Consider the following 20288-nt stretch of genomic DNA (forward strand, 5'->3'; position numbering starts at 1 on the left):
TGTGATAACTGTCTAGCTCCAGCGCCTACCCCCTCGAGGTGTCGGGGGTGAGCAAGGCACTTGCGCTTTTCTTGTAAGGAGAGAGTTTCGATGCAAGTAAGAGACTTATCAGTATTGATGAGTGTAATTCTAATAGTAGCCATGCTTATTATTCCTTTTCCGCCTTGGCTTTTAAGTGTACTGATCATTATTAATATTGCGCTTGCACTTATGGTTTTGCTGACAGCCATGAATATGAAGGAAGCGCTCGAATTTTCCATTTTTCCTTCATTAATATTGTTAATGACTTTATTCAGGCTTGGGTTAAATGTTTCTACGACCAGATCCATTCTATCAGAAGGGGAAGCAGGGAAAGTTGTTGAAACATTTGGCTCTTTCGTAACAGGGGGAAACGTCATTGTCGGTCTCGTTGTATTCTTAATACTCATCATTATCCAGTTTATCGTCATTACTAAGGGATCTGAGAGGGTTTCCGAAGTAGCAGCGCGTTTTACACTTGACGCGATGCCAGGTAAACAAATGAGTATCGACGCAGATTTGAATGCAGGTATGATTTCTGAGCATGAAGCCAGGGAACGCCGCGAAAAAATCAGCCGTGAATCTGATTTTTACGGTTCGATGGATGGTGCCAGCAAATTTGTAAAAGGTGACGCTATTGCCGGGATCATTATAACTCTAATTAACCTTCTATTCGGTGTGGTCATCGGGATGATGCAGCTCGGACTTCCGTTTGGAGAGGCAGCCATGAAATACTCGACGCTAACGGTTGGTGACGGAATTGTCAGCCAAATCCCGGCACTGTTAATATCCACTGCAACGGGTATTGTGGTAACAAGGGCAGCATCTGATGGAAATATTGGTAAAGATATTACTTCCCAGCTGTTTGCTTATCCGAAAATGTTATATGTTACTGGCGGTACTATTATTCTTTTAGGCTTACTGACTCCAATCGGGCTCGTACTAACCTTGCCGATTGGCGGTTTAATGATTTTCGGAGGTTACACGATTGCAAGGACTCCTCAGCCTGATAAGGAACAATTGCTGGAGATGGAAGAAGAAATTGAAACCGACGAAATGAAAAGTCCTGAAAGTGTGGTTAACCTTTTAAATGTAGATCCAATTGAATTCGAGTTTGGCTATGGGCTAATTCCACTTGCTGATACAAATCAGGGCGGCGACCTTCTGGACAGGATTGTTATGATCAGAAGGCAGCTGGCAATCGAGTTAGGGCTTGTCATACCTGTGGTAAGGATCCGTGACAATATTCAGCTGCAGCCGAATGAATACAGATTGAAGATAAAAGGAAATGAAATGGCACGCGGCGAGCTTCTGCTCGATCATTATTTAGCCATGAGTCCTGGTATAGAAGATGATAGCATCGAAGGTATTGATACGATTGAGCCATCATTTGGTCTGCCAGCTAAATGGATAACAGAAGAAATGAAAGAGCAGGCAGAAATATTTGGCTATACAGTCGTTGACCCGCCATCTGTTGTGTCTACTCATATTACAGAAGTAATTAAAAGCAATGCCCATGAGTTATTAGGCCGCCAGGAAACAAAACAGCTGATTGACCATGTCAAGGAAAGCTATCCTATCCTTGTTGACGAGGTGACCCCAAACCCATTGGCAGTGGGTGAAGTTCAAAAGGTACTTGCAAAATTATTAAGGGAAAATGTTTCCATCCGGAATTTACCGGTTATTTTTGAAACACTTGCTGATTTTGCAAAGTCTACCAGTGATACTGACCTTCTTACCGAGTATGCCCGCCAGGCATTGGCCAGACAAATTACTAACCAGTTTTCACAGCAGGGTGACTCCATAAAAGTCGTAACCCTATCAGGGAAAGTCGAGAAAATGGTTGCAGAAGGCGTTCAGCAGACAGAGCATGGCAATTATTTATCCATGGACCCAACGGTATCGCAGAATATCCTGGAATCCATTGCATCGCAGGTAGAACAGCTCTCACTGATGGAGCAGACGCCAATTGTCCTTTGTTCTCCTGCAGTCAGAATGTATGTAAGGCAATTAACAGAAAGGTATTTTCCGCAAATACCGATTCTTTCCTATAACGAACTGGAAGCAAATGCGGAAGTTCAAAGTGTCGGGGTGGTGAATATTGATTGAAGGTAAAAAAGTTTATGGCAGCATCGATGCCTGATGCGATGAAACAAATCCGTGCGGAGCTAGGCAAGGATGCTGTAATTCTAAATTCAAGAATAGTATTTACCGGCGGAGTCCTAGGTTTTTTTAAGAAGAGGAATATTGAAGTGATGGCCGCGGTAGACTCGAATCAGGAATTAGAGCAAAAGCCAGCAGTAAAGCCTGCTGCGGTTCCGTCTCCATCAGACCATAACAAGTGGAATGAAAGAGAAGCTCAATTTTCCAGTTCGAAAACTTCAGATGAGCTGATTAGGGAGATAAGCAGCCTGAAAAAGATGATGTCATCTTTGACCAGTACAAAGCAGGCAGGTACTGTTTACCCTGAAGCGATAAGAGAAGTCCTGTTCATTCTTGATGAGCAGGAAATTGAAAAGTCCGTACAGGATCTGGTGCTTCAAGGGCTAATGGAAAAGTGGTATCTGTGCAAAGGGAACGCTAAGGATTCTGAAATAATGGCCTGGCTGCACGATGAACTAATAAAGCAAATTGAGGATATTCCATTCAGTGGGATTTCTTTCAGCAAAAAATATATTAATGTAGCAGGTCCAACAGGTGTAGGAAAAACTACTACATTGGCAAAAATGGCAGCAGAGTGTGTAATTAAACATAAAAAAAAGGCTGCATTTATCACAGCAGACACATACAGGATAGCAGCAATCGATCAATTAAAAACCTATGCAAGTATCCTGAATGTACCTTTGGAAGTTTGCTACACAATAGAAGATTTCAGACATGCAGCCGATAAACTGAAAGAATATGACTTGGTTTTAATTGATACAGCAGGGCGGAATTTCAGAAACAAACAGTATGTAGAAGATTTAAAGAATGTCATTGATTTTGAGAATGATATGGAAACCTTTTTAGTGCTTTCGCTTACCGCGAAACAAAAGGATATGGAAGATATCTATAACCAGTTTTCCATTATAGACATTGATAAGCTTATCTTCACAAAGGCAGATGAAACCTCAACTTATGGTTCCATGTATAACATAATTCACAAATATAAAAAAGGTGCTGCTTATATTACAAATGGACAGGATGTTCCTGATGATATCCTGATGGCAGGGCCAGAGGTTATTGTTAATCAACTAATGGGGAATAAGAAATGAACGATCAGGCAGAAAGGCTAAGAGCCAGGCTGAAAGAAGTAGACAGCCGAAATCATCAATTTAAAACAATAGCAGTTGTAAGCGGAAAAGGGGGAGTAGGGAAATCTAATTTTTCATTGAATTTTTCCATTTCCCTATGCAAAAACGGGCACAGGGTATTGTTATTCGATTTGGATATTGGTATGGGAAATATTGAGATTCTAATGGGAAGGTCGGCTAAATATTCAATTGCTGACTTTTTAGAAAAAAATATCCCACTGAAAAATATTATTTCTGAGGGACCTCAGGGACTTGACTATATTGGCGGAGGGTCTGGCCTTTCGCATTTTGTGAAACTGGATGATGAGCAAATTTCCAGATTCACAGGAGAACTTGCTGATCTCATTCAAAATTATGATTATATCATCTTTGATATGGGTGCTGGCATTACAGAAGAATCGGCGAAGTTCATACTCTCAGTCCAGGAAATTGCGGTTATTACTACACCAGAACCAACGTCTATCACTGATGCATACTCAGTAATGAAGCATATACATCTTTTGGATGATAATATTCCATTTCATTTGGTCATTAATCGATCTGAAGGAGAGAGAGAAGGGCAGGAAACGTATAAGAGGATTTCTGCTGTCGTCTCAAGATTTTTAGGGAGGAAAGCTGACCTCTTAGGAATCATTCCGGATGATCGCAGCTTACAGCAGGCTGTTAAACGGCAAGTCCCTTTCATTTTGCATCAAGGGAATTCAGCGGCTTCGAAAGCAATTCGGAATATGACTGAGAAAGTTGGCGGAAGGCCTATCGGCCATACTGGTGAACTCCATTCTGCCCAATTTATTACAAAACTGAAAAAATTTCTTTTTAATAGGGGGTGAATCAGCATGAAGATAGTCAGAGTGCTTGTAGTAGATGATTCAGCCTTTATGAGAAAACTGATAGCGGATTTCCTTTCTGAAGATGACAGAATTCAAGTTGTCGGTACAGCCAGAAATGGGGAAGAGGGACTAAGGAAGATAAAAGAATTAAATCCTGACGCAGTAACCATGGATGTTGAAATGCCGGTTTTAAATGGCCTGGAAGCTCTCAAAATTATCATGAAGACCATGCCGGTCCCTGTAGTGATGCTTTCAAGCACCACGAAGGCAGGAGCTGAAAACACCCTCACAGCTATGGAATATGGTGCAGTAGATTTTATTGCGAAGCCATCAGGTCCAATCTCACTGGACCTGCATAAAATAAAAACTGAATTAACTGAAAAAATAGTACAGGCGAGCAATGCTAATTTGAAAGGGCTGGTTAAATTTTCAGCTATTGGAAAAAAATCTGCCGTACTTCAGCAAAATTATAGTAAAATAGAACCATGTCAATCTATACAGATCAGCCGATCTGCTTTCATACCGAACTCAAATCTCAGAAAGCTAGTTTGCATAGGTACTTCGACAGGCGGACCGCGTGCTCTTCAAAGAGTGCTGAGTGACCTTCCTGGAAATCTTAGTGCACCGGTCCTGGTTGTACAGCATATGCCTGCCGGATTTACGAAATCGCTGGCAATCAGATTAAACGGTTTATCAGATTTAACGGTAAAGGAAGCTGAGGAAGGGGATATTCTTCAGAACGGCACGGCATATATAGCTCCAGGTGGCTTTCATCTGACTGCAGTAAGATCAGGCAATGATCTTGTTATTCATCTGGATGATTCACCGCCAAGGAACGGACACAGGCCTTCGGTTGATGTGATGTTTGAGTCATTAGGTGAAATTAATGGGATTCAAATAACTGCTGTTATCATGACAGGAATGGGTGCAGATGGAAAAAATGGCCTGATGGCAATGAAGAAAAACGTTGAAGTAAAGGCCATTGCTGAATCAAAAGAAACATCGATTGTATTTGGAATGCCGAGAGCAGTGGTTGAGTCCGGTCTGGCAGATGATGTGCAGAATATTGAACGTATAGCAGAATCCATATTGAAATTTGTTTAAAGCCGAGGGGTGCAGGCACATGGAGATGAATCAATATTTAGAAGTATTTATTGAAGAAAGCAAGGAGCATTTGCAGGCGTGCAATGAACAGCTTCTTGAATTAGAGAAAAATCCTGAAGATATAAAAATAGTTAATGAGATATTCAGGTCAGCGCATACGCTTAAAGGCATGTCAGCCACCATGGGGTACGAAGATCTAGCAAATCTAACCCATCAAATGGAAAATGTGCTTGATGCAATCAGAAATCAGAAAATTAAAGTAAATGCTGAAATTCTGGATGTCGTTTTTCTGGCTGTTGATGATCTTGAAGCAATGGTCCAGTCAATTGCGGAAGGCGGTGACGGCAAAAGGGATGTTTCCGAAGCAGTAGAAAAATTAATGCTGATCGAAAAAGGGGAAAGTCCGGCACAGTCTTCGGCAAGAGCTGAAACGGCGGCAGCCATTGCAGAACCGCAAGGACTGATCAAGACTACATATGATGATTTTGAATGGACAGTTATTCAGCAATCGAAGGAGCAGGGCTTTGAGTCCTATGAAATATCAATAGCATTGCGGGCAGATTGCCTGCTGAAAGCTGCCAGAGTATATATGGTTTTTGAAGTACTCGAGAAGAGTGGGGAAGTGATCAAAGCAACACCATCAGTTGAGCAGCTCGAAGAAGAGCAATTTGATCAGGAATTCTCCGTAACAATTGTGACAAAAGAAACAACTGAAGCTATCCGTCAGAAACTCTTGAAGGTATCGGAAGTGGAAAGAATAGAAGTGCTGCCGCTATCTATGGGGGACTATAGCCTTCAGGAAGCTGTGAAAGTGGAAGAAGCTGCACTGCCTGCCGCGGAAGAGGTCGCAGAGGCTGCTTCAGATATGCCAAAAGAGGAGAAGAAAGCCCCGGCAGCAAAGCAAGTCAGCAATAAAACGATTAGGGTAAATATCGAGAGATTGGATATCCTTATGAATCTGTTTGAAGAATTGGTGATTGACAGAGGAAGGCTTGAACAAATATCCAAGGAATTAAACAATCAGGAACTGCATGAAACGGTTGAGCATATGTCAAGGATCTCAGGAGACCTTCAGAATATTATTCTGAATATGCGAATGGTCCCAATTGAAACGGTATTTAATCGTTTTCCAAGAATGGTCAGACAATTGGCAAGGGATTTAAATAAAAAGATCAATCTCGAAATTGTCGGGGCAGAAACTGAACTTGACCGGACGGTTATTGATGAAATTGGCGATCCGCTTGTGCACTTAATCCGAAATGCATTGGACCATGGGGTTGAAACACCAGAAGTCCGCAAAGAAAATGGAAAAAGTGAAGAAGGAAATGTCGTATTAAAGGCATATCACAGCGGCAATCATGTGTTCATTGAAATAGAGGACGATGGTGCAGGCATAAACAAAGATAAGGTTATTAAGAAAGCACTGAAAAACGGTATCATTACAGAGCAAACGGCTTCCACTCTAACGGACAAACAAGCTTATGAACTGATTTTTGCTTCTGGCTTCTCGACTGCGGATAAAATCTCAGATGTTTCCGGTCGGGGTGTGGGGCTTGATGTTGTAAAGAATACAATCGAGTCATTGGGAGGATCAGTTTCAATTGATTCAAAAGTGGGACAGGGATCCATTTTCTCCATACAGCTGCCATTAACCTTATCCATTATTTCAGTCATGCTAGTTGAGATTGAGAAGGAAAAATATGCAATCCCTCTATCGTCTATTATTGAAACAGCTATTATCAGAAAAGGAGACATCTTAAGTGCACATAATCAAAAGGTGATTGATTTCAGAGGAAAAGTGGTTCCGCTCCTTTCGTTAAAGGAAATCTTTGAGGTGCCATCCGAGAGTCTGGAAGACGAATTCATTTCTGTTGTCATTGTCAGAAAAGGGGAAAAGATGGCCGGGCTTGTTGTAGATTCCTTTATTGGACAGCAGGAAGTAGTTTTAAAGTCCCTTGGAAACTACTTAACCAGTGTGTTTGCTATTTCCGGTGCAACCATATTAGGTGATGGACAGGTGGCTCTGATAGTGGACTGCAATGCATTGATTAAATAAATTAATTTGACGTTTATAAAGGAGTGAACAGGATGACTGAGACGGCAGCCGCGGATTTAAAATTGATTGTATTTCAGCTGAAAGATAAAGAGTATGCGATTCCGGTTAATCAGGTGCGTTCAATTGAAAAGGTTGAGCATATAACCCGGGTTCCACGAACAGCAGGCTTTGTAAAAGGAGTAATCAATTTACGGGGTGTTGTGACGCCGATCATTAGTCTCAGAAGCAGATTTAATCTGGAAGAGGCTGAATATAATGAGCATTCACGAGTAATTATCGCGGTATTGGATGATATGGAAGTTGGGCTGATTGTAGACTCTGCAAATGATGTCATTGACGTGGCCTTTGAATCGATTGAACCCCCGCCGGAGGTAATCGGTTCTGAAGAGGCCGATTTTATCAAGGGTGTAACGAAAATCGAAAAGCGATTATTTATCCTTATAGATTTGGAAAGAGTCCTCAATCCTGAAGAATTGGCAGCTCAGGATGGACAAGGGATAGCGGGATGAATTTTTTAGACAAGAATATCAGCAGCCTGAAATTGGATATTCTTAAAGAAATCGGGAATATTGGAGCAGGACATGCGGCGACTGCATTATCAACTCTTCTTAATAAAAAAATTGATATGTCTGTCCCGGATGTAAAAATAGTTTCTTTTGATGAAATGATCAATATGGCTGGAGGGGCAGAAAATGTAGTGGCCGGGGTGTTTCTGAGGATAGAAGGAGACGCCCCTGGCAGCATGTTTTTTGTCCTGCCTCTTGAACAGGCTGAAATCTTTATTCGGGAACTGCCTGGAAACATACCTTTCTGTACAGATGAGCTGCCATATGATGAACTTGCATTATCGGCACTTCAGGAGCTTGGAAACATTCTCTCAGGTTCTTATTTATCTTCTTTATCGGATTTTACGAAACTATCACTTTTTCCTTCAGTGCCGATGCTAAGCATCGATATGGTGGGAGCAATAATTGGCACGGGGCTGCTGGAAATTTCACAAGTGAGCGATTACGCTATAGTCATTGATACAGCTTTAAATGAAGAAGTCCATAATACGGATGCTGTAAATGGCCACTTTTTTTTGCTTCCAGATCCTGAATCATTTCAAATTATTTTTAAGGCCTTGGGAGTCTCAGAGCATGAATAATCTTCTTGAAGTTGTAAAAGTTGGCATCGCAGATATGAATATTGTGAAAACCCCCAGCTTAATCAGGACATCAGGACTTGGTTCCTGTGTCGGTGTGGTTCTATATGACCTCAGTGCAGAAATTGCCGGGCTTGCACATATTATGCTGCCTGATTCATCTCTTGCCAAAGGTACGAGCTTTAATTCAGCTAAATATGCTGATACAGCTATCAGTGACTTAGTGAGCCTTCTTTCGAAAAGTGGAGCAAGACCAACAGGATTAAAAGCGAAAATTGCCGGCGGAGCTCAAATGTTTAAGTACTCTTCTGGAAGTGATTTAATGAGGATTGGCCCAAGGAATGTAGAGGCGGTAAAAAAAGAACTCTCATCTTTAAAAATTGCCATTTTAGGGGAAGATGTGGGGGGCCATAGCGGCAGAACTATCGAATTCAACCCTCAATCAGGAGAACTAATGATTCGGACTGTAAACAAAGGCCAAGTGATTATTTAAGCTCCAGATTTATGAATTTGCAGTTAGTGAATCAGCTTTTTTATTTCGGCTTTATAAATCTTTAAAGCAAAATCGCAAATAACAAGATTATCACCGCTAGCCATAAAATCAGATTTTTCTCCGGCTTATTTATAAATCTCTACAATAACTCTTCGAAGAAAACCTCCCCTCTTTATCGATTAAAAAGTGAGCGGTGAAGGCTGAAGTTAATATTTTTATAGGAAACATTTTGATATACTAACAATAGTTAATAGAAATGGAAACGTTTGAGGAGGATGGCCATGGCAGACCTGATAACTGAAGAAAGCACATACTGGGCTAAATGGGTCGACTCTCGAGATGCTCAAGCGGGGAATTTTCTTGTGAAAAAATATTTGCCTCTTGTAAGCTATCATGTACAGCGGATATCCGCTACCCTGCCGAAGAATGTTTCAAGAGATGATATTCGAAGCCTGGGGCTAATGGGGTTATATGACGCGCTGGAAAAATTTGATCCTGCAAGAGATTTGAAATTTGATACATATGCTTCTTTTCGCATTCGCGGTGCAATTCTTGATGGATTAAGAAAAGAAGATTGGCTTCCCCGAAGTACGCGGGATAAGGCGAAAAAAATTGAAGCTGCCATTGAGAAGCTGGAGCAGCGGCTGATGCGAAATGCAACTGTTCATGAAATTGCTGAAGAAGCAGAGATGCAGGAAGATGAAGTATATTCTGTTATGAACGAACATTTTTACGCAAACATCCTTTCAATTGATGAACAGCCCGATGCTGAAGAAAAAGATGGCAGTTACTCCATTAAGGATGAAAAAGCAATTATTCCAGAAGAAAAGGTATTAAAGAATGAAATTTTGGAAGAAATGGCTGAAAAAATCTTACAATTAAATGAAAAAGAACAGCTGGTGCTAAGTTTATTTTATAAAGAGGAATTAACGCTGACAGAAATTGGCGAAGTAATGGGTTTATCTACCTCCCGTATATCCCAAATACATTCAAAGTCAATTTTTAAGCTGAGGCAGCTGCTGGAAAAAGCAATATAATCTTATGTCATTTCTTTCTGCAAAGGAAGGAATCAGCATGGAAAAATTTCAAATTTTAGTCGATGCTCAACGCTTAGCTGCATTGATTAAGCCGTTAGATATTAATAAGCTGGATGGAGCCGTTCACTCTGAATATTTGCACAAATTGCTTACTGACGAAAAAATCACATTTGGTGTAAGCGAAGAAATAATCCAGAGTATCTGCAAAGACCCTTTCTCAGTGGAATATCCCATTTTAGTAGCAAAAGGAATTCCTGCAGAAAACGGCAGTGATGCATACCTGTTAAATGAAGTCTCTTTTGACCAGCAAACGAGGAGAAAGGGGTTTAATTTTAGAGATGTTCTCCATATTCCTTCTGTTAAACAGGGACAGCTCCTGGCATCTGTAATTCCTTCTACCCCCGGTGCTCCCGGAAAAGATATTTTTGGACAGTCCATACCAGCAAGGAATGGAAAACCTTTAAGAGTCAAAGCAGGAAACAATGTATTAGAAAATGGCGGCAAATATTATTCGCTAATGGATGGTCAGGTTAGCTTTACTCCAATCAGCATTTCTGTAAATCCGGTGTTTGAAGTGATAGGCGACCTTGATTTGAAAACCGGGAATATAAATTTTGTTGGGAATGTTATGATACGCGGCAATGTTCCTGCCGGTTATGAAATTAAAGCTGGAGGCGACATCATTGTTACCGGTCTGGTGGAAGGCTCTTTCCTTCAGGCTGATGGCAATGTGCTTATTTCTGGCGGAATTTCCGGAAGTCATAGAGGTTCAGTTATATCGGGTGGCTCTGTTCAGGCAGCATATCTAAATCAGGCAAAAGTGAAGGCTGAACAGGACGTAGTTATTACAAAGTCAATCCTTCACAGTCATGTACATGCTGGCGGAGCGATCAGGTGCGGCGGCGCTTTGGTCATTGGAGGCAAGCTTCTGTCCGGCTCTGATATGGAGATTAAAGAGCTGGGGAATCACTTATTTACTAAAACGGAGCTTTTTGCAGGGATGGACTCCAAATTGGCTAAGGCCGAAAAAGATCTCTTAAACGAATCAGCCAGACTGCAGGAAACAATCAAAAAGCTGGATAGTATTGAAGGAAGACTGACAGAAATGGCCAGGCTTACAGGAAATCTGTCGGAAGAGCAAAGAACTATTATTCTCAAACAAAGGGCCACAAAAGCCCATTTGCAGGATAAATTGACCAAACTTAATGAAGAGCTTGCCGAACTGGAAAAAGAAAAAGAAGAAAAAATAAATGCTTCGATTCTTATCTATGGGAAGGTTTATCCAAACACTACTATGCATTTTGGAAAATATTCAAAAGTGATCCGGCAGACAGTTAAATCATTTAAGTTCCGTTTTTCAAATGGAGAAATAAGAAGTGATCCTTTAGAAACAGCCAAAAACGATCCTTTAATAAGGAAGTGATCCGGGATGAGTTTAAAATCAATAGAACTGCAGATAGCACTGCCAAGAACGTTTGACGCAGGTAAAATCCAGGATCAGCTTCAGCAGAGGGGACAGGCAATCAGCGGGTTTGCTGCCGAAAGCACACGGGAAAATGCTGAGAAACGGCGGACGACCGTGATAAAACATGAGCAAAAACAAAATGTCACTCTTTTCAATGATGAAAGCGAAAGCCAAAAAGAGGCCGGTGGACATGATCGGAAAGAAAATCAGAAAAAGGATAACCATGACAAACAGAACCATCCATACAAAGGGAAGGTTATTGACTACAGCGGATAGAGGGATATCATGACAGCTTTTCTATTAGCTATTAGCCTGCTGCTTAATATTGTAGCGTTATTAGCCATTATTCTGCTGTTTCTGCGTCAGAACAAATTAATGGAAACAGAGAAAAAACAGGAAAGAGTGCTTGTTGAAATGGAAGAAGTCATATCTTCTTACCTTATTCAAATGAAGGAAGAAAACGATGATTTTATAAACAAATTTTCGCAGATAAATGCTAAAAACCAAATATCTGTAAAAGAAAAAAGTATCCAGTTAAATAAGGAAAGAAAAAGTGATGAACATATAGCTGGAGCTGAGGAGAAATCAATGCGATTAGCCAGAGCATCTGTATACCAGGCTTCTAAAGCCTACAAAAATAATTTAAGGGCTTTAGAGGAAGAATTGAATGAAACAGAAGGTTTGAAGGAAGCTGAATCTGTAATGCAGTCAGACAGCAGTCAGCGGGCTAAAGCAGCGATTTTTTCATCATTGGAAGATCAAGTGTTTATGATGAAAAAACAGGGAATGAATGTGGAGGATATTGCAAAAAAATTAGGAAAAGGGAAGACAGAAATCGAATTAATGCTTAAATTTCGTCAAAATCAGCAAGAATAGCTTGATTGTGAAAAACACTTATGCTATATTAACAAATGGTGTTAATACACACGCTTATGGATTTAGCCGGATGGTGCTGTTCACATGCAGTTGCCGGCTGAAAATGATATGGGCGGAGGAAATAAAAACCATTAGGAGGAAACACAAATGTCAGTAATTTCAATGAAGCAATTGCTTGAAGCTGGTGTACACTTCGGACACCAAACACGCCGCTGGAACCCTAAGATGAAGAAATACATCTTCACTGAGCGTAACGGCATCTACATCATCGACCTTCAAAAGACTGTTAAGAAGGTAGAAGAAGCTTACAACTTCGTTAAGGAGCTTGCTGGAAACGGCGGTACAATCCTTTTCGTAGGAACTAAGAAACAAGCTCAAGATTCTGTTAAAGAAGAAGCAATCCGTTCTGGTATGTTCTTTGTCAACCAGCGCTGGTTGGGCGGAACTTTAACAAACTTTGAAACAATCCAAAAGCGTATTGCGCGTTTAAAGGATATCGAAAGAATGTCTGAAGACGGAACTTTCGAAGTTCTTCCTAAAAAAGAAGTTGTTCAATTAAAGAAAGAGCAAGAGCGCTTAGAGAAGTTCTTAGGCGGAATCAAAGACATGAAGAGCCTTCCAGATGCTCTATTCATCATTGACCCGCGCAAAGAGCGCATTGCTGTTGCAGAAGCACATAAATTAAACATCCCTATCGTTGGTATCGTTGATACAAACTGTGATCCGGATGAAATTGATGTTGTAATTCCTGCAAACGATGATGCTATCCGTGCTGTTAAATTGTTAACAGGCAAAATGGCAGATGCTATCCTTGAAGCTAAACAAGGTGAAGAAGTTACAACTGCTTAATAAAAAAGCGGAGGCGCCTTGGAGCGCGGGAGCTGTACTGCTCTAAGGTGCTTTTTCTTGATTTTAAAGAAGGTGATAAGAGGGAGCACCCTTTATCACCTTTTTTTAAAGAAAAGGCAAAGTTTAGTTTTCCATACAGCTATAAATGGTAAAGATATTATTACATAACTCATTAAGGAGGATCTCATAATGGCAATTACTGCTCAAATGGTTAAAGAACTTCGTGAAAAAACAGGCGCAGGCATGATGGACTGCAAAAAAGCACTTCAGGAAACTGATGGTGATATGGAAAAAGCAATCGACTTCCTTCGTGAAAAAGGAATCGCTAAAGCTGCTAAGAAAGGTGACCGTATTGCTGCGGAAGGTCTTACTTCTGTTAAAGTTGACGGAAACGAAGCAGTTATCCTTGAAGTAAACTCTGAAACAGATTTCGTTGCCAAAAACGAAGGATTCCAAACTCTTGTAAAAGAAATCGCTGAGCATTTGCTTGCTAACAAGCCGGCTTCAGTAGAAGAAGCCGCTGGCCAGACAATGGCTAACGGTGCAACTTTAGAATCTCACATCAACAGTGCAATTGCTAAAATCGGTGAAAAGCTTTCTCTTCGCCGCTTCGAAATCAAAACAAAAACTGAGAGCGATGCTTTCGGTGCTTATCTTCATATGGGCGGACGCATTGGTGTGTTAACAGTTCTTGAGGGAACAACTGACGAAGATGCAGCGAAAGATGTTGCAATGCATATTGCTGCCCTAAACCCTAAATATGTATCTCGTGATGAAGTATCACAGGATGAAGTAGAGCGCGAGCGTCAAGTATTGACTCAGCAAGCTCTTAACGAAGGCAAGCCTGAGAACATCGTTGCTAAGATGGTTGAAGGACGCCTTGGCAAATATTTCGAAGATGTTTGCGTAAACGACCAGGCTTTTGTTAAAAACCCTGATCAAAAAGTAGGCAAATTCGTTGAATCTAAAGGCGGAAAAATCCTTGAGTTCGTTCGCTACGAAGTTGGAGAAGGCATCGAAAAGCGTGAAGACAACTTCGCTGAAGAAGTAATGAACCAGGTTAAGAAGTAATTTTTGAATAATAATTAATTCAGCTATGATTCAGGGAACACTTTGTGTTCCCTGTTTTTCAAGAATGAGATAAAATTAAAGAAGCTATGGTGAGTTTTTATACTACATATGGAGGTTCTTATGAGCAGCCCTAAATACAAACGCGTGGTCTTAAAATTAAGTGGAGAAGCTTTAGCAGGAGAGCAAGGTTTCGGAATTAATCCTTCAGTGATTAAATCAATAGCTGCACAGGTTAAAGATCTGGCTGCATTAGGTGTTGAGGTTGCCGTTGTTGTCGGCGGCGGAAACATCTGGCGTGGAAAGATCGGAGAAGAAATGGGGATGGACAGGGCAAATGCCGACTACATGGGAATGCTTGCTACTGTCATGAACTCATTGGCGTTGCAGGATAGCCTCGAGAATCTCGGTGTAGAGACGAGAGTTCAAACCTCAATCGAGATGAGGCAGGTCGCTGAACCGTACATCCGCAGAAGAGCCATCCGCCATCTTGAGAAAAAGCGGGTTGTGATCTTTGCTGCAGGAACCGGAAATCCTTACTTCTCTACTGATACAACAGCAGCATTGCGAGCTGCAGAAATTGAAGCAGAAGTAATTCTAATGGCGAAAAACAATGTAGATGGTGTTTATTCAGCTGACCCTCGCATTGATAAAAATGCTAAGAAATATGATGAGCTTTCCTATCTTGATGTTCTGAAAGAAGGATTGGCTGTCATGGATTCTACAGCTTCATCTTTATGCATGGATAACAACATTCCATTAATTGTGTTCTCAATTATGGAAAAAGGCAATATTAACCGCGCCGTAATGGGTGAAACAATCGGAACAATCGTTAGGGGGAAAAAATAATGCCAAAACAAGTTATTGCAGATGCAAAAGAAAGAATGACTAAGGCAATTTCAGCTTATACAAGAGAGCTTGCAAGCATCCGTGCAGGTAAAGCAAATGCTTCATTACTTGATCGCATCACTGTTGATTACTATGGTGCGCCGACTCCTGTAAATCAGCTTGCCGGGGTGTCTGCTCCAGAAGCACGCCTTTTAGTCATTACTCCTTATGACAAATCCATTCTTGGAGAAATTGAAAAAGCCATTCTTAAATCTGATATCGGCTTAAATCCGTCAAATGACGGCAGTGTTATCAGACTGGCTATTCCTCAGCTTACTGAAGAACGCCGCAAAGAGCTAGTAAAGGTTGTCAAAAAAGAATCTGAAGACGCAAAAGTTGCTATCCGGAATGTTCGCCGCGATGCCAATGATGACCTTAAAAAGCTTGAGAAAAATGGAGAGATCACAGAAGATGATCTTCGCGGTTTTTCTGACGACATTCAAAAACTTACTGATGACCACATCAGTAAGATTGACGATTTAACTAAAGAAAAAGAAAAAGAAATTCTTGCAGTCTAATGACTCTATACCAAGAACCCTCTATCAATAGGGGGTTCTTTTACTCTTTGGGAGTATACATATTCAGATCGTGTGTTTACGTGCTGACATCAATGAAATATGCGCAGAAGTCCAGCAGCCCTATCCTGAATTTAGTTTCTGGCAACATACTCTTTTATAGAGATATATTTAATTATTTTTGGTATGATATTATCATGCGGAAAGAGGAAATATCATAATTTTACCATTAGAATAATCTCTAAAAGATACTATGACTGAATATCAGCTATCAATCAGCGGGGAAAAACCCCCCAATGACTGAAGTTTCACTTTATCTTTTATCGGAGGATTAACCTATTTTAAAGGAGCAGACTTATGTTTGATAAAATGAAGTTATGGAAGTCCCAAAACAGTTCTTCCAATCTCCGAGAGAGAGTTGAAAAAATAAAAGAATTGCAAATTCCTGAGCATGTTGCCATCATTATGGATGGAAACGGAAGATGGGCAAAAAAAAGAGCTTTACCAAGAGTTGCCGGCCATCATGAGGGAATGAAGGTTGTCCGAAAAATCACAAGATTTGCGAGCGATATTGGAGTAAAGACCTTAACTTTATATGCATTCTCTACTGAAAATTGGAAAAGGCCTAAAATGGAAGTGGACTTTCTTATGAAACTGCCTGAGGAATTTCTGGGAACTTTCCTCCCAGAACTGATAGAAGAGAATGTGCAAGTAAGAATGATTGGTTATTTTGACCACTTGCCTGCCCATACCCGCAATGCAGTTTCCAAAGCGATGGAAGAGACAAAAAATAACACGGGTCTGGTATTGAACTTTGCACTTAATTATGGAAGCAGAGCCGAAATACTCGAAGCCGTCAAGCATGTCTTAAATGATTGCAAAAGTGGTATAATGAATGAAAACGAATTGAATGAAGAAAAATTCTCATCCTACCTCATGACGGGCGGGCTGAAGGATCCCGATCTGCTGATTCGTACAAGCGGTGAAATCAGATTAAGCAATTTTATGCTTTGGCAGCTTGCATACACAGAATTCTGGTTTACGGATGTATTATGGCCGGATTTCAATGAAGAGCAAATGCTCGAAGCAATCGAGGTATTCCAAAGCCGCCAAAGGCGTTTTGGGGGAGTACAATAAAGGTGTTGAAATATTGAATGAAGCAGCGTATTATCACAGCAATTATATTTGGGGCAGTCCTCCTGCCAGTCATTATCTATGGAGGCATGCCAATCATCATCCTGGCATACTTGCTGGCATCTATTGCACTATATGAACTATTGAAGATGAGAAATTTAAACTTATTCTCGATTCCAGGCATTATTTCTTTACTATTATTGTGGATTTTCCTTTTGCCTAAAGAATTTCAGTCAATCCTGGATGATTTGAATTATACAAAAATTGAGGTTGCCCTTTTTGGGGTGCTTCTTTTCTTAACGTATACAGTCGCAACAAAAAATAAATTTACTTTTGATGATGTGGCGTTTTCGATTATGTCTACTTTATATGTTGGAATTGGGTTTTACTATTTTATGGAGACCCGCTTCGCAGATCAGGGTCTGACCTATCTCTTTTTTGCATTATTCCTTATTTGGGCAACGGATTCTGGTGCCTACTTCATAGGGAAAGCGATGGGAAAGAAGAAGCTTTGGCCTGAAATCAGCCCAAATAAGACTGTGGAAGGGTCACTTGGTGGTGTGGTCTGTGCTCTTGCCGTGGCGGTATTGTTTATTATCTTCACAGATATTGATGAGTCCATGCTGGGATTATTAGTGATTACAGCCATCTTGTCGGTGTTCGGGCAAATAGGGGATTTAGTGGAATCAGCATTAAAGCGTCATTATAATGTAAAAGACTCAGGGAATATTCTTCCTGGCCATGGCGGGATTCTGGACCGTTTTGACAGCTTATTATTCGTCCTGCCATTGCTCCACTTTTTTCACTTGCTGTAATGCATTGGGCAGAGAGCAGTGTGCGAATACCAGATATCTGCCTAGCTCCAGCGCCTGCTCCCTAGAGGTGTCTGGAGTGGGCGCCAAGGAATGCTTCCTTGGACTAACTTTGCAGGAACAAGCTATCTTTACTTGTTCCAAAGGCGCTTCCGCTTTTCTTATAGGAGGAGACTATGAAACATATCAGTTTAATGGGTGCAACAGGGTCCATTGGTACACAGACTCTTGATATCATTAAGGAAAACCCAGAGGAATTTAAGCTAGCAGCCATGTCTGCAGGCAGAAATATAGATCTTGCCCGGAAAATTATCTCTGATTTTCAGCCGGAACTTGTTTCACTATCAGAAAAAAGTTCTGCAGATATTCTTAAAGCTGAGTTTCCCGGCATAACATTTACATATGGACATGAAGGTTTGATAGAAGTAGCTGTTTACCCAAAATCTGAAATACTGGTTAATGCAGTTTTAGGCAGCGTAGGACTTGATTCCACATTGCAGGCGATTGAGGAAAAGAAGACAATCGCCATCGCAAATAAAGAAACCCTTGTGACTGCCGGCCATCTGGTTATGGAAGCAGCAAAGCGAAACGGTGTAATGCTTCTTCCTGTAGACAGTGAACACTCAGCTATTTTTCAATCCCTTCAGGGGGAAAAAGAGAAAAATATTGAAAGGCTCATTTTGACAGCTTCTGGAGGAAGCTTCAGAGACCGCTCCCGCAAGGAATTGGAAAATGTGACAGTTGAACAGGCACTTAATCATCCGAATTGGTCAATGGGAGCAAAAATAACCATCGATTCAGCCACAATGATGAATAAGGGGCTTGAAGTAATTGAGGCACATTGGCTTTTCTCCATGGATTACAGTAAAATAGATGTCCTTCTTCATAAAGAAAGCATTATCCATTCCATGGTGGAATTTCATGACAGCAGTGTAATCGCACAGCTTGGCACTCCTGATATGAGAGTACCTATTCAGTATGCTTTAACTTATCCTGACAGGCTTCCGCTCCGAACAGCAAACCGGCTGAACCTTGCTGAAATTGGCAAGCTCCATTTTGCAGAAATGGACTTTGAACGCTTTCGCTGCCTGAAGTTTGCCTATGAAGCCGGAAAAGCTGGCGGGTCAATGCCAGCTGTATTAAATGCAGCAAATGAAGCTGCGGTTGCTGCATTCTTAGATGGAAAGATTACCTTTCTGCAAATAGAAGATTTCATCGAAAGAGCACTGGGCAGCCATGACATAATTTCAAATCCAAGTCTTGATGAGATCCAGGAAACAGATTTGGAAACGAGGAAATATGTTAACTCGCTTCTATAAGCTTGCGTTCAAGTGCAGAATGGTGGAAGCAGTATAAAATCATTAACACTCACCAGCGCATTTGAACGACCTCTAAAAAAAGGTGGTTAAAACTTGAGTACAGTAATAGCCTTTATTGTTATTTTCGGGGCACTGGTATTTTTCCATGAACTGGGACATTTAATATTTGCAAAAAGAGCAGGAATTCTCTGCCGGGAGTTCGCTATTGGGTTCGGCCCTAAAGTGTTTTCCTTTAAAAAAGATGAAACAGTTTATACGATTCGTCTATTGCCGATAGGCGGGTTTGTGCGCATGGCCGGGGAAGATCCCGAGATGGTGGAAATTAAACCGGGATACCGCATTGGCCTGATCCTTGATGACAACGAGGAAGTAAGCAAAATTATATTAAACAATAAAGAAAAATATCCAGATGCAAGAATAGTTGAAGTTGAGGATGCTGACATTGAGCATGACCTTGAAATAAAAGGATATGTTGAGGGTGAAGAGGAAGAGTCAATCCAGATCTTTAAAATCAGCCGTTCAGCGGTGCTGGTAGAGGATGGAACAGAGACGCTCATTGCCCCTTATGACCGTCAATTTGCATCAAAGACATTAGGCCAGAGAACAATGGCGATTTTCGCAGGCCCTATGATGAATTTTGTTCTTGCCTTTATCGTTTTTGTTCTAATAGCCTTACTTCAGGGTATTCCGACTAATGAACCTGCGTTGGGCAAGCTGACCCCTGATGGTGCAGCTTATGAAGCCGGGCTTAAGGAAGGCGATTTGGTTCAAAGTGTTGATGGAGCAGAAATTTCAAGCTGGTCAGATGTGGTGGAAATCATTAGACAGAATCCAAGTGAAGAATTGGAGTTTTTAGTGGAAAGAAACGGCCAGGAATATACAATACCGGTTACTCCGAAGGTTCAGGATGTTGAAGGCGAAAAGATTGGAATCATTGGCGTATATAGTCCAATGGAGAAATCACCTTTAAAGGCCATAACATATGGAGCCAAGGAAACCTATTTCTGGACTAAAGAGATTTTTGTCATGCTAGGCAAGCTTGTCACTGGACAGTTTTCCATTGATGCATTATCTGGTCCGGTAGGAATCTATGTTTCAACAGATACAGTAGCCAAATCAGGCATATATTACTTAATGAAATGGGCAGGCATCCTAAGTATAAATCTGGGAATTATGAACCTGCTTCCAATTCCGGCTCTCGATGGCGGAAGATTAATGTTCTTTGCTGTTGAAGCTGTAAGAGGGAAGCCAATTGACCGCCATAAAGAGGGGATGGTCCACTTTATTGGGTTTGCCCTTTTAATGCTATTAATGCTCGTGGTCACTTGGAATGATATTCAGAGATTTTTCCTGTAAAAACTTAGAAGAGCTGCATGAAGAAGAAGGG

Annotated in this window: 20 protein-coding genes; all 20 read left to right on the top strand. The window is 41.0% G+C overall.

Annotation, left to right across the window (positions count from 1 at the left end; all coding sequences use genetic code 11):
* The first annotated feature begins 90 nt into the window (after nucleotides 1–90).
* The 20 genes from flhA (at nucleotide 91) to rseP (ending at nucleotide 20257) form a co-directional block, all read left to right on the top strand.
* Nucleotides 91–2127 carry a flagellar biosynthesis protein FlhA gene (flhA, locus tag JI665_RS03750; protein ID WP_206836434.1) on the top strand — a complete coding sequence of 679 codons (2037 nt, stop codon included), beginning with the start codon at nucleotides 91–93 and terminating at the stop codon, nucleotides 2125–2127.
* Nucleotides 2124–3272, top strand: coding sequence for a flagellar biosynthesis protein FlhF (gene flhF, locus JI665_RS03755; RefSeq protein WP_206836437.1), 1149 nt, complete (start codon nucleotides 2124–2126; stop codon nucleotides 3270–3272). Before flhA ends, flhF begins: the two co-directional genes overlap by 4 nt.
* Entirely contained in the window at nucleotides 3269–4141 is an 873-nt protein-coding gene (locus JI665_RS03760) for a MinD/ParA family protein (protein WP_206836440.1), read from the top strand. The genes flhF and JI665_RS03760 overlap by 4 nt, the downstream gene beginning before the upstream one ends.
* A gap of 6 nt (nucleotides 4142–4147) precedes the next feature.
* Nucleotides 4148–5245, top strand: coding sequence for a protein-glutamate methylesterase/protein-glutamine glutaminase (locus JI665_RS03765; RefSeq protein WP_211202421.1), 1098 nt, complete (start codon nucleotides 4148–4150; stop codon nucleotides 5243–5245).
* Nucleotides 5246–5264: 19 nt separating this feature from the next.
* A complete protein-coding gene (locus JI665_RS03770; protein WP_206836443.1) occupies nucleotides 5265–7301 on the top strand; it encodes a chemotaxis protein CheA in 2037 nt (678 codons plus the stop codon).
* Nucleotides 7302–7333: 32 nt separating this feature from the next.
* Nucleotides 7334–7810: a chemotaxis protein CheW gene (locus JI665_RS03775; RefSeq protein ID WP_206836446.1), complete on the top strand. Its 477-nt coding sequence runs from the start codon at nucleotides 7334–7336 to the stop codon at nucleotides 7808–7810.
* Entirely contained in the window at nucleotides 7807–8448 is a 642-nt protein-coding gene (locus JI665_RS03780; RefSeq protein WP_206836448.1) for a chemotaxis protein CheC, read from the top strand. Before JI665_RS03775 ends, JI665_RS03780 begins: the two co-directional genes overlap by 4 nt.
* Entirely contained in the window at nucleotides 8441–8938 is a 498-nt protein-coding gene (locus tag JI665_RS03785) for a chemotaxis protein CheD (RefSeq protein ID WP_206836451.1), read from the top strand. Before JI665_RS03780 ends, JI665_RS03785 begins: the two co-directional genes overlap by 8 nt.
* A 281-nt stretch (nucleotides 8939–9219) precedes the next feature.
* The gene (locus JI665_RS03790) at nucleotides 9220–9975 is read left to right on the top strand and encodes a FliA/WhiG family RNA polymerase sigma factor (protein ID WP_206836454.1); all 756 of its coding nucleotides are present in this window, start codon (nucleotides 9220–9222) and stop codon (nucleotides 9973–9975) included.
* A gap of 37 nt (nucleotides 9976–10012) precedes the next feature.
* A complete protein-coding gene (locus JI665_RS03795; RefSeq protein ID WP_206836456.1) occupies nucleotides 10013–11398 on the top strand; it encodes a DUF342 domain-containing protein in 1386 nt (461 codons plus the stop codon).
* A gap of 6 nt (nucleotides 11399–11404) precedes the next feature.
* Nucleotides 11405–11716 carry a hypothetical protein gene (locus tag JI665_RS03800; RefSeq protein WP_206836459.1) on the top strand — a complete coding sequence of 104 codons (312 nt, stop codon included), beginning with the start codon at nucleotides 11405–11407 and terminating at the stop codon, nucleotides 11714–11716.
* 9 nt (nucleotides 11717–11725) lie between these two features.
* Entirely contained in the window at nucleotides 11726–12316 is a 591-nt protein-coding gene (locus JI665_RS03805) for a hypothetical protein (RefSeq protein WP_206836462.1), read from the top strand.
* 147 nt (nucleotides 12317–12463) lie between these two features.
* Nucleotides 12464–13165, top strand: coding sequence for a 30S ribosomal protein S2 (gene rpsB / locus JI665_RS03810; RefSeq protein ID WP_206836465.1), 702 nt, complete (start codon nucleotides 12464–12466; stop codon nucleotides 13163–13165).
* Between the two features lie 189 nt (nucleotides 13166–13354).
* A complete protein-coding gene (gene tsf / locus JI665_RS03815; RefSeq protein WP_206836468.1) occupies nucleotides 13355–14236 on the top strand; it encodes a translation elongation factor Ts in 882 nt (293 codons plus the stop codon).
* A gap of 120 nt (nucleotides 14237–14356) precedes the next feature.
* Nucleotides 14357–15082, top strand: coding sequence for a UMP kinase (pyrH, locus tag JI665_RS03820; protein ID WP_009330717.1), 726 nt, complete (start codon nucleotides 14357–14359; stop codon nucleotides 15080–15082).
* A complete protein-coding gene (frr, locus tag JI665_RS03825) occupies nucleotides 15082–15639 on the top strand; it encodes a ribosome recycling factor (RefSeq protein WP_206836471.1) in 558 nt (185 codons plus the stop codon). The genes pyrH and frr overlap by 1 nt, the downstream gene beginning before the upstream one ends.
* A 354-nt stretch (nucleotides 15640–15993) precedes the next feature.
* Nucleotides 15994–16773: an isoprenyl transferase gene (locus JI665_RS03830; RefSeq protein WP_206836474.1), complete on the top strand. Its 780-nt coding sequence runs from the start codon at nucleotides 15994–15996 to the stop codon at nucleotides 16771–16773.
* A 17-nt stretch (nucleotides 16774–16790) separates the two neighbouring features.
* Nucleotides 16791–17585, top strand: coding sequence for a phosphatidate cytidylyltransferase (locus tag JI665_RS03835; RefSeq protein ID WP_206836476.1), 795 nt, complete (start codon nucleotides 16791–16793; stop codon nucleotides 17583–17585).
* A gap of 173 nt (nucleotides 17586–17758) precedes the next feature.
* Nucleotides 17759–18901 carry a 1-deoxy-D-xylulose-5-phosphate reductoisomerase gene (gene dxr / locus JI665_RS03840; RefSeq protein ID WP_206836479.1) on the top strand — a complete coding sequence of 381 codons (1143 nt, stop codon included), beginning with the start codon at nucleotides 17759–17761 and terminating at the stop codon, nucleotides 18899–18901.
* 93 nt (nucleotides 18902–18994) lie between these two features.
* The gene (gene rseP, locus JI665_RS03845; RefSeq protein ID WP_206836481.1) at nucleotides 18995–20257 is read left to right on the top strand and encodes an RIP metalloprotease RseP; all 1263 of its coding nucleotides are present in this window, start codon (nucleotides 18995–18997) and stop codon (nucleotides 20255–20257) included.
* The last annotated feature ends 31 nt before the right edge of the window (nucleotides 20258–20288 follow it).

The sequence above is a fragment of the Bacillus sp. NTK034 genome, assembly GCF_017303275.1.
GTDB lineage: Bacteria > Bacillota > Bacilli > Bacillales > Cytobacillaceae > Cytobacillus.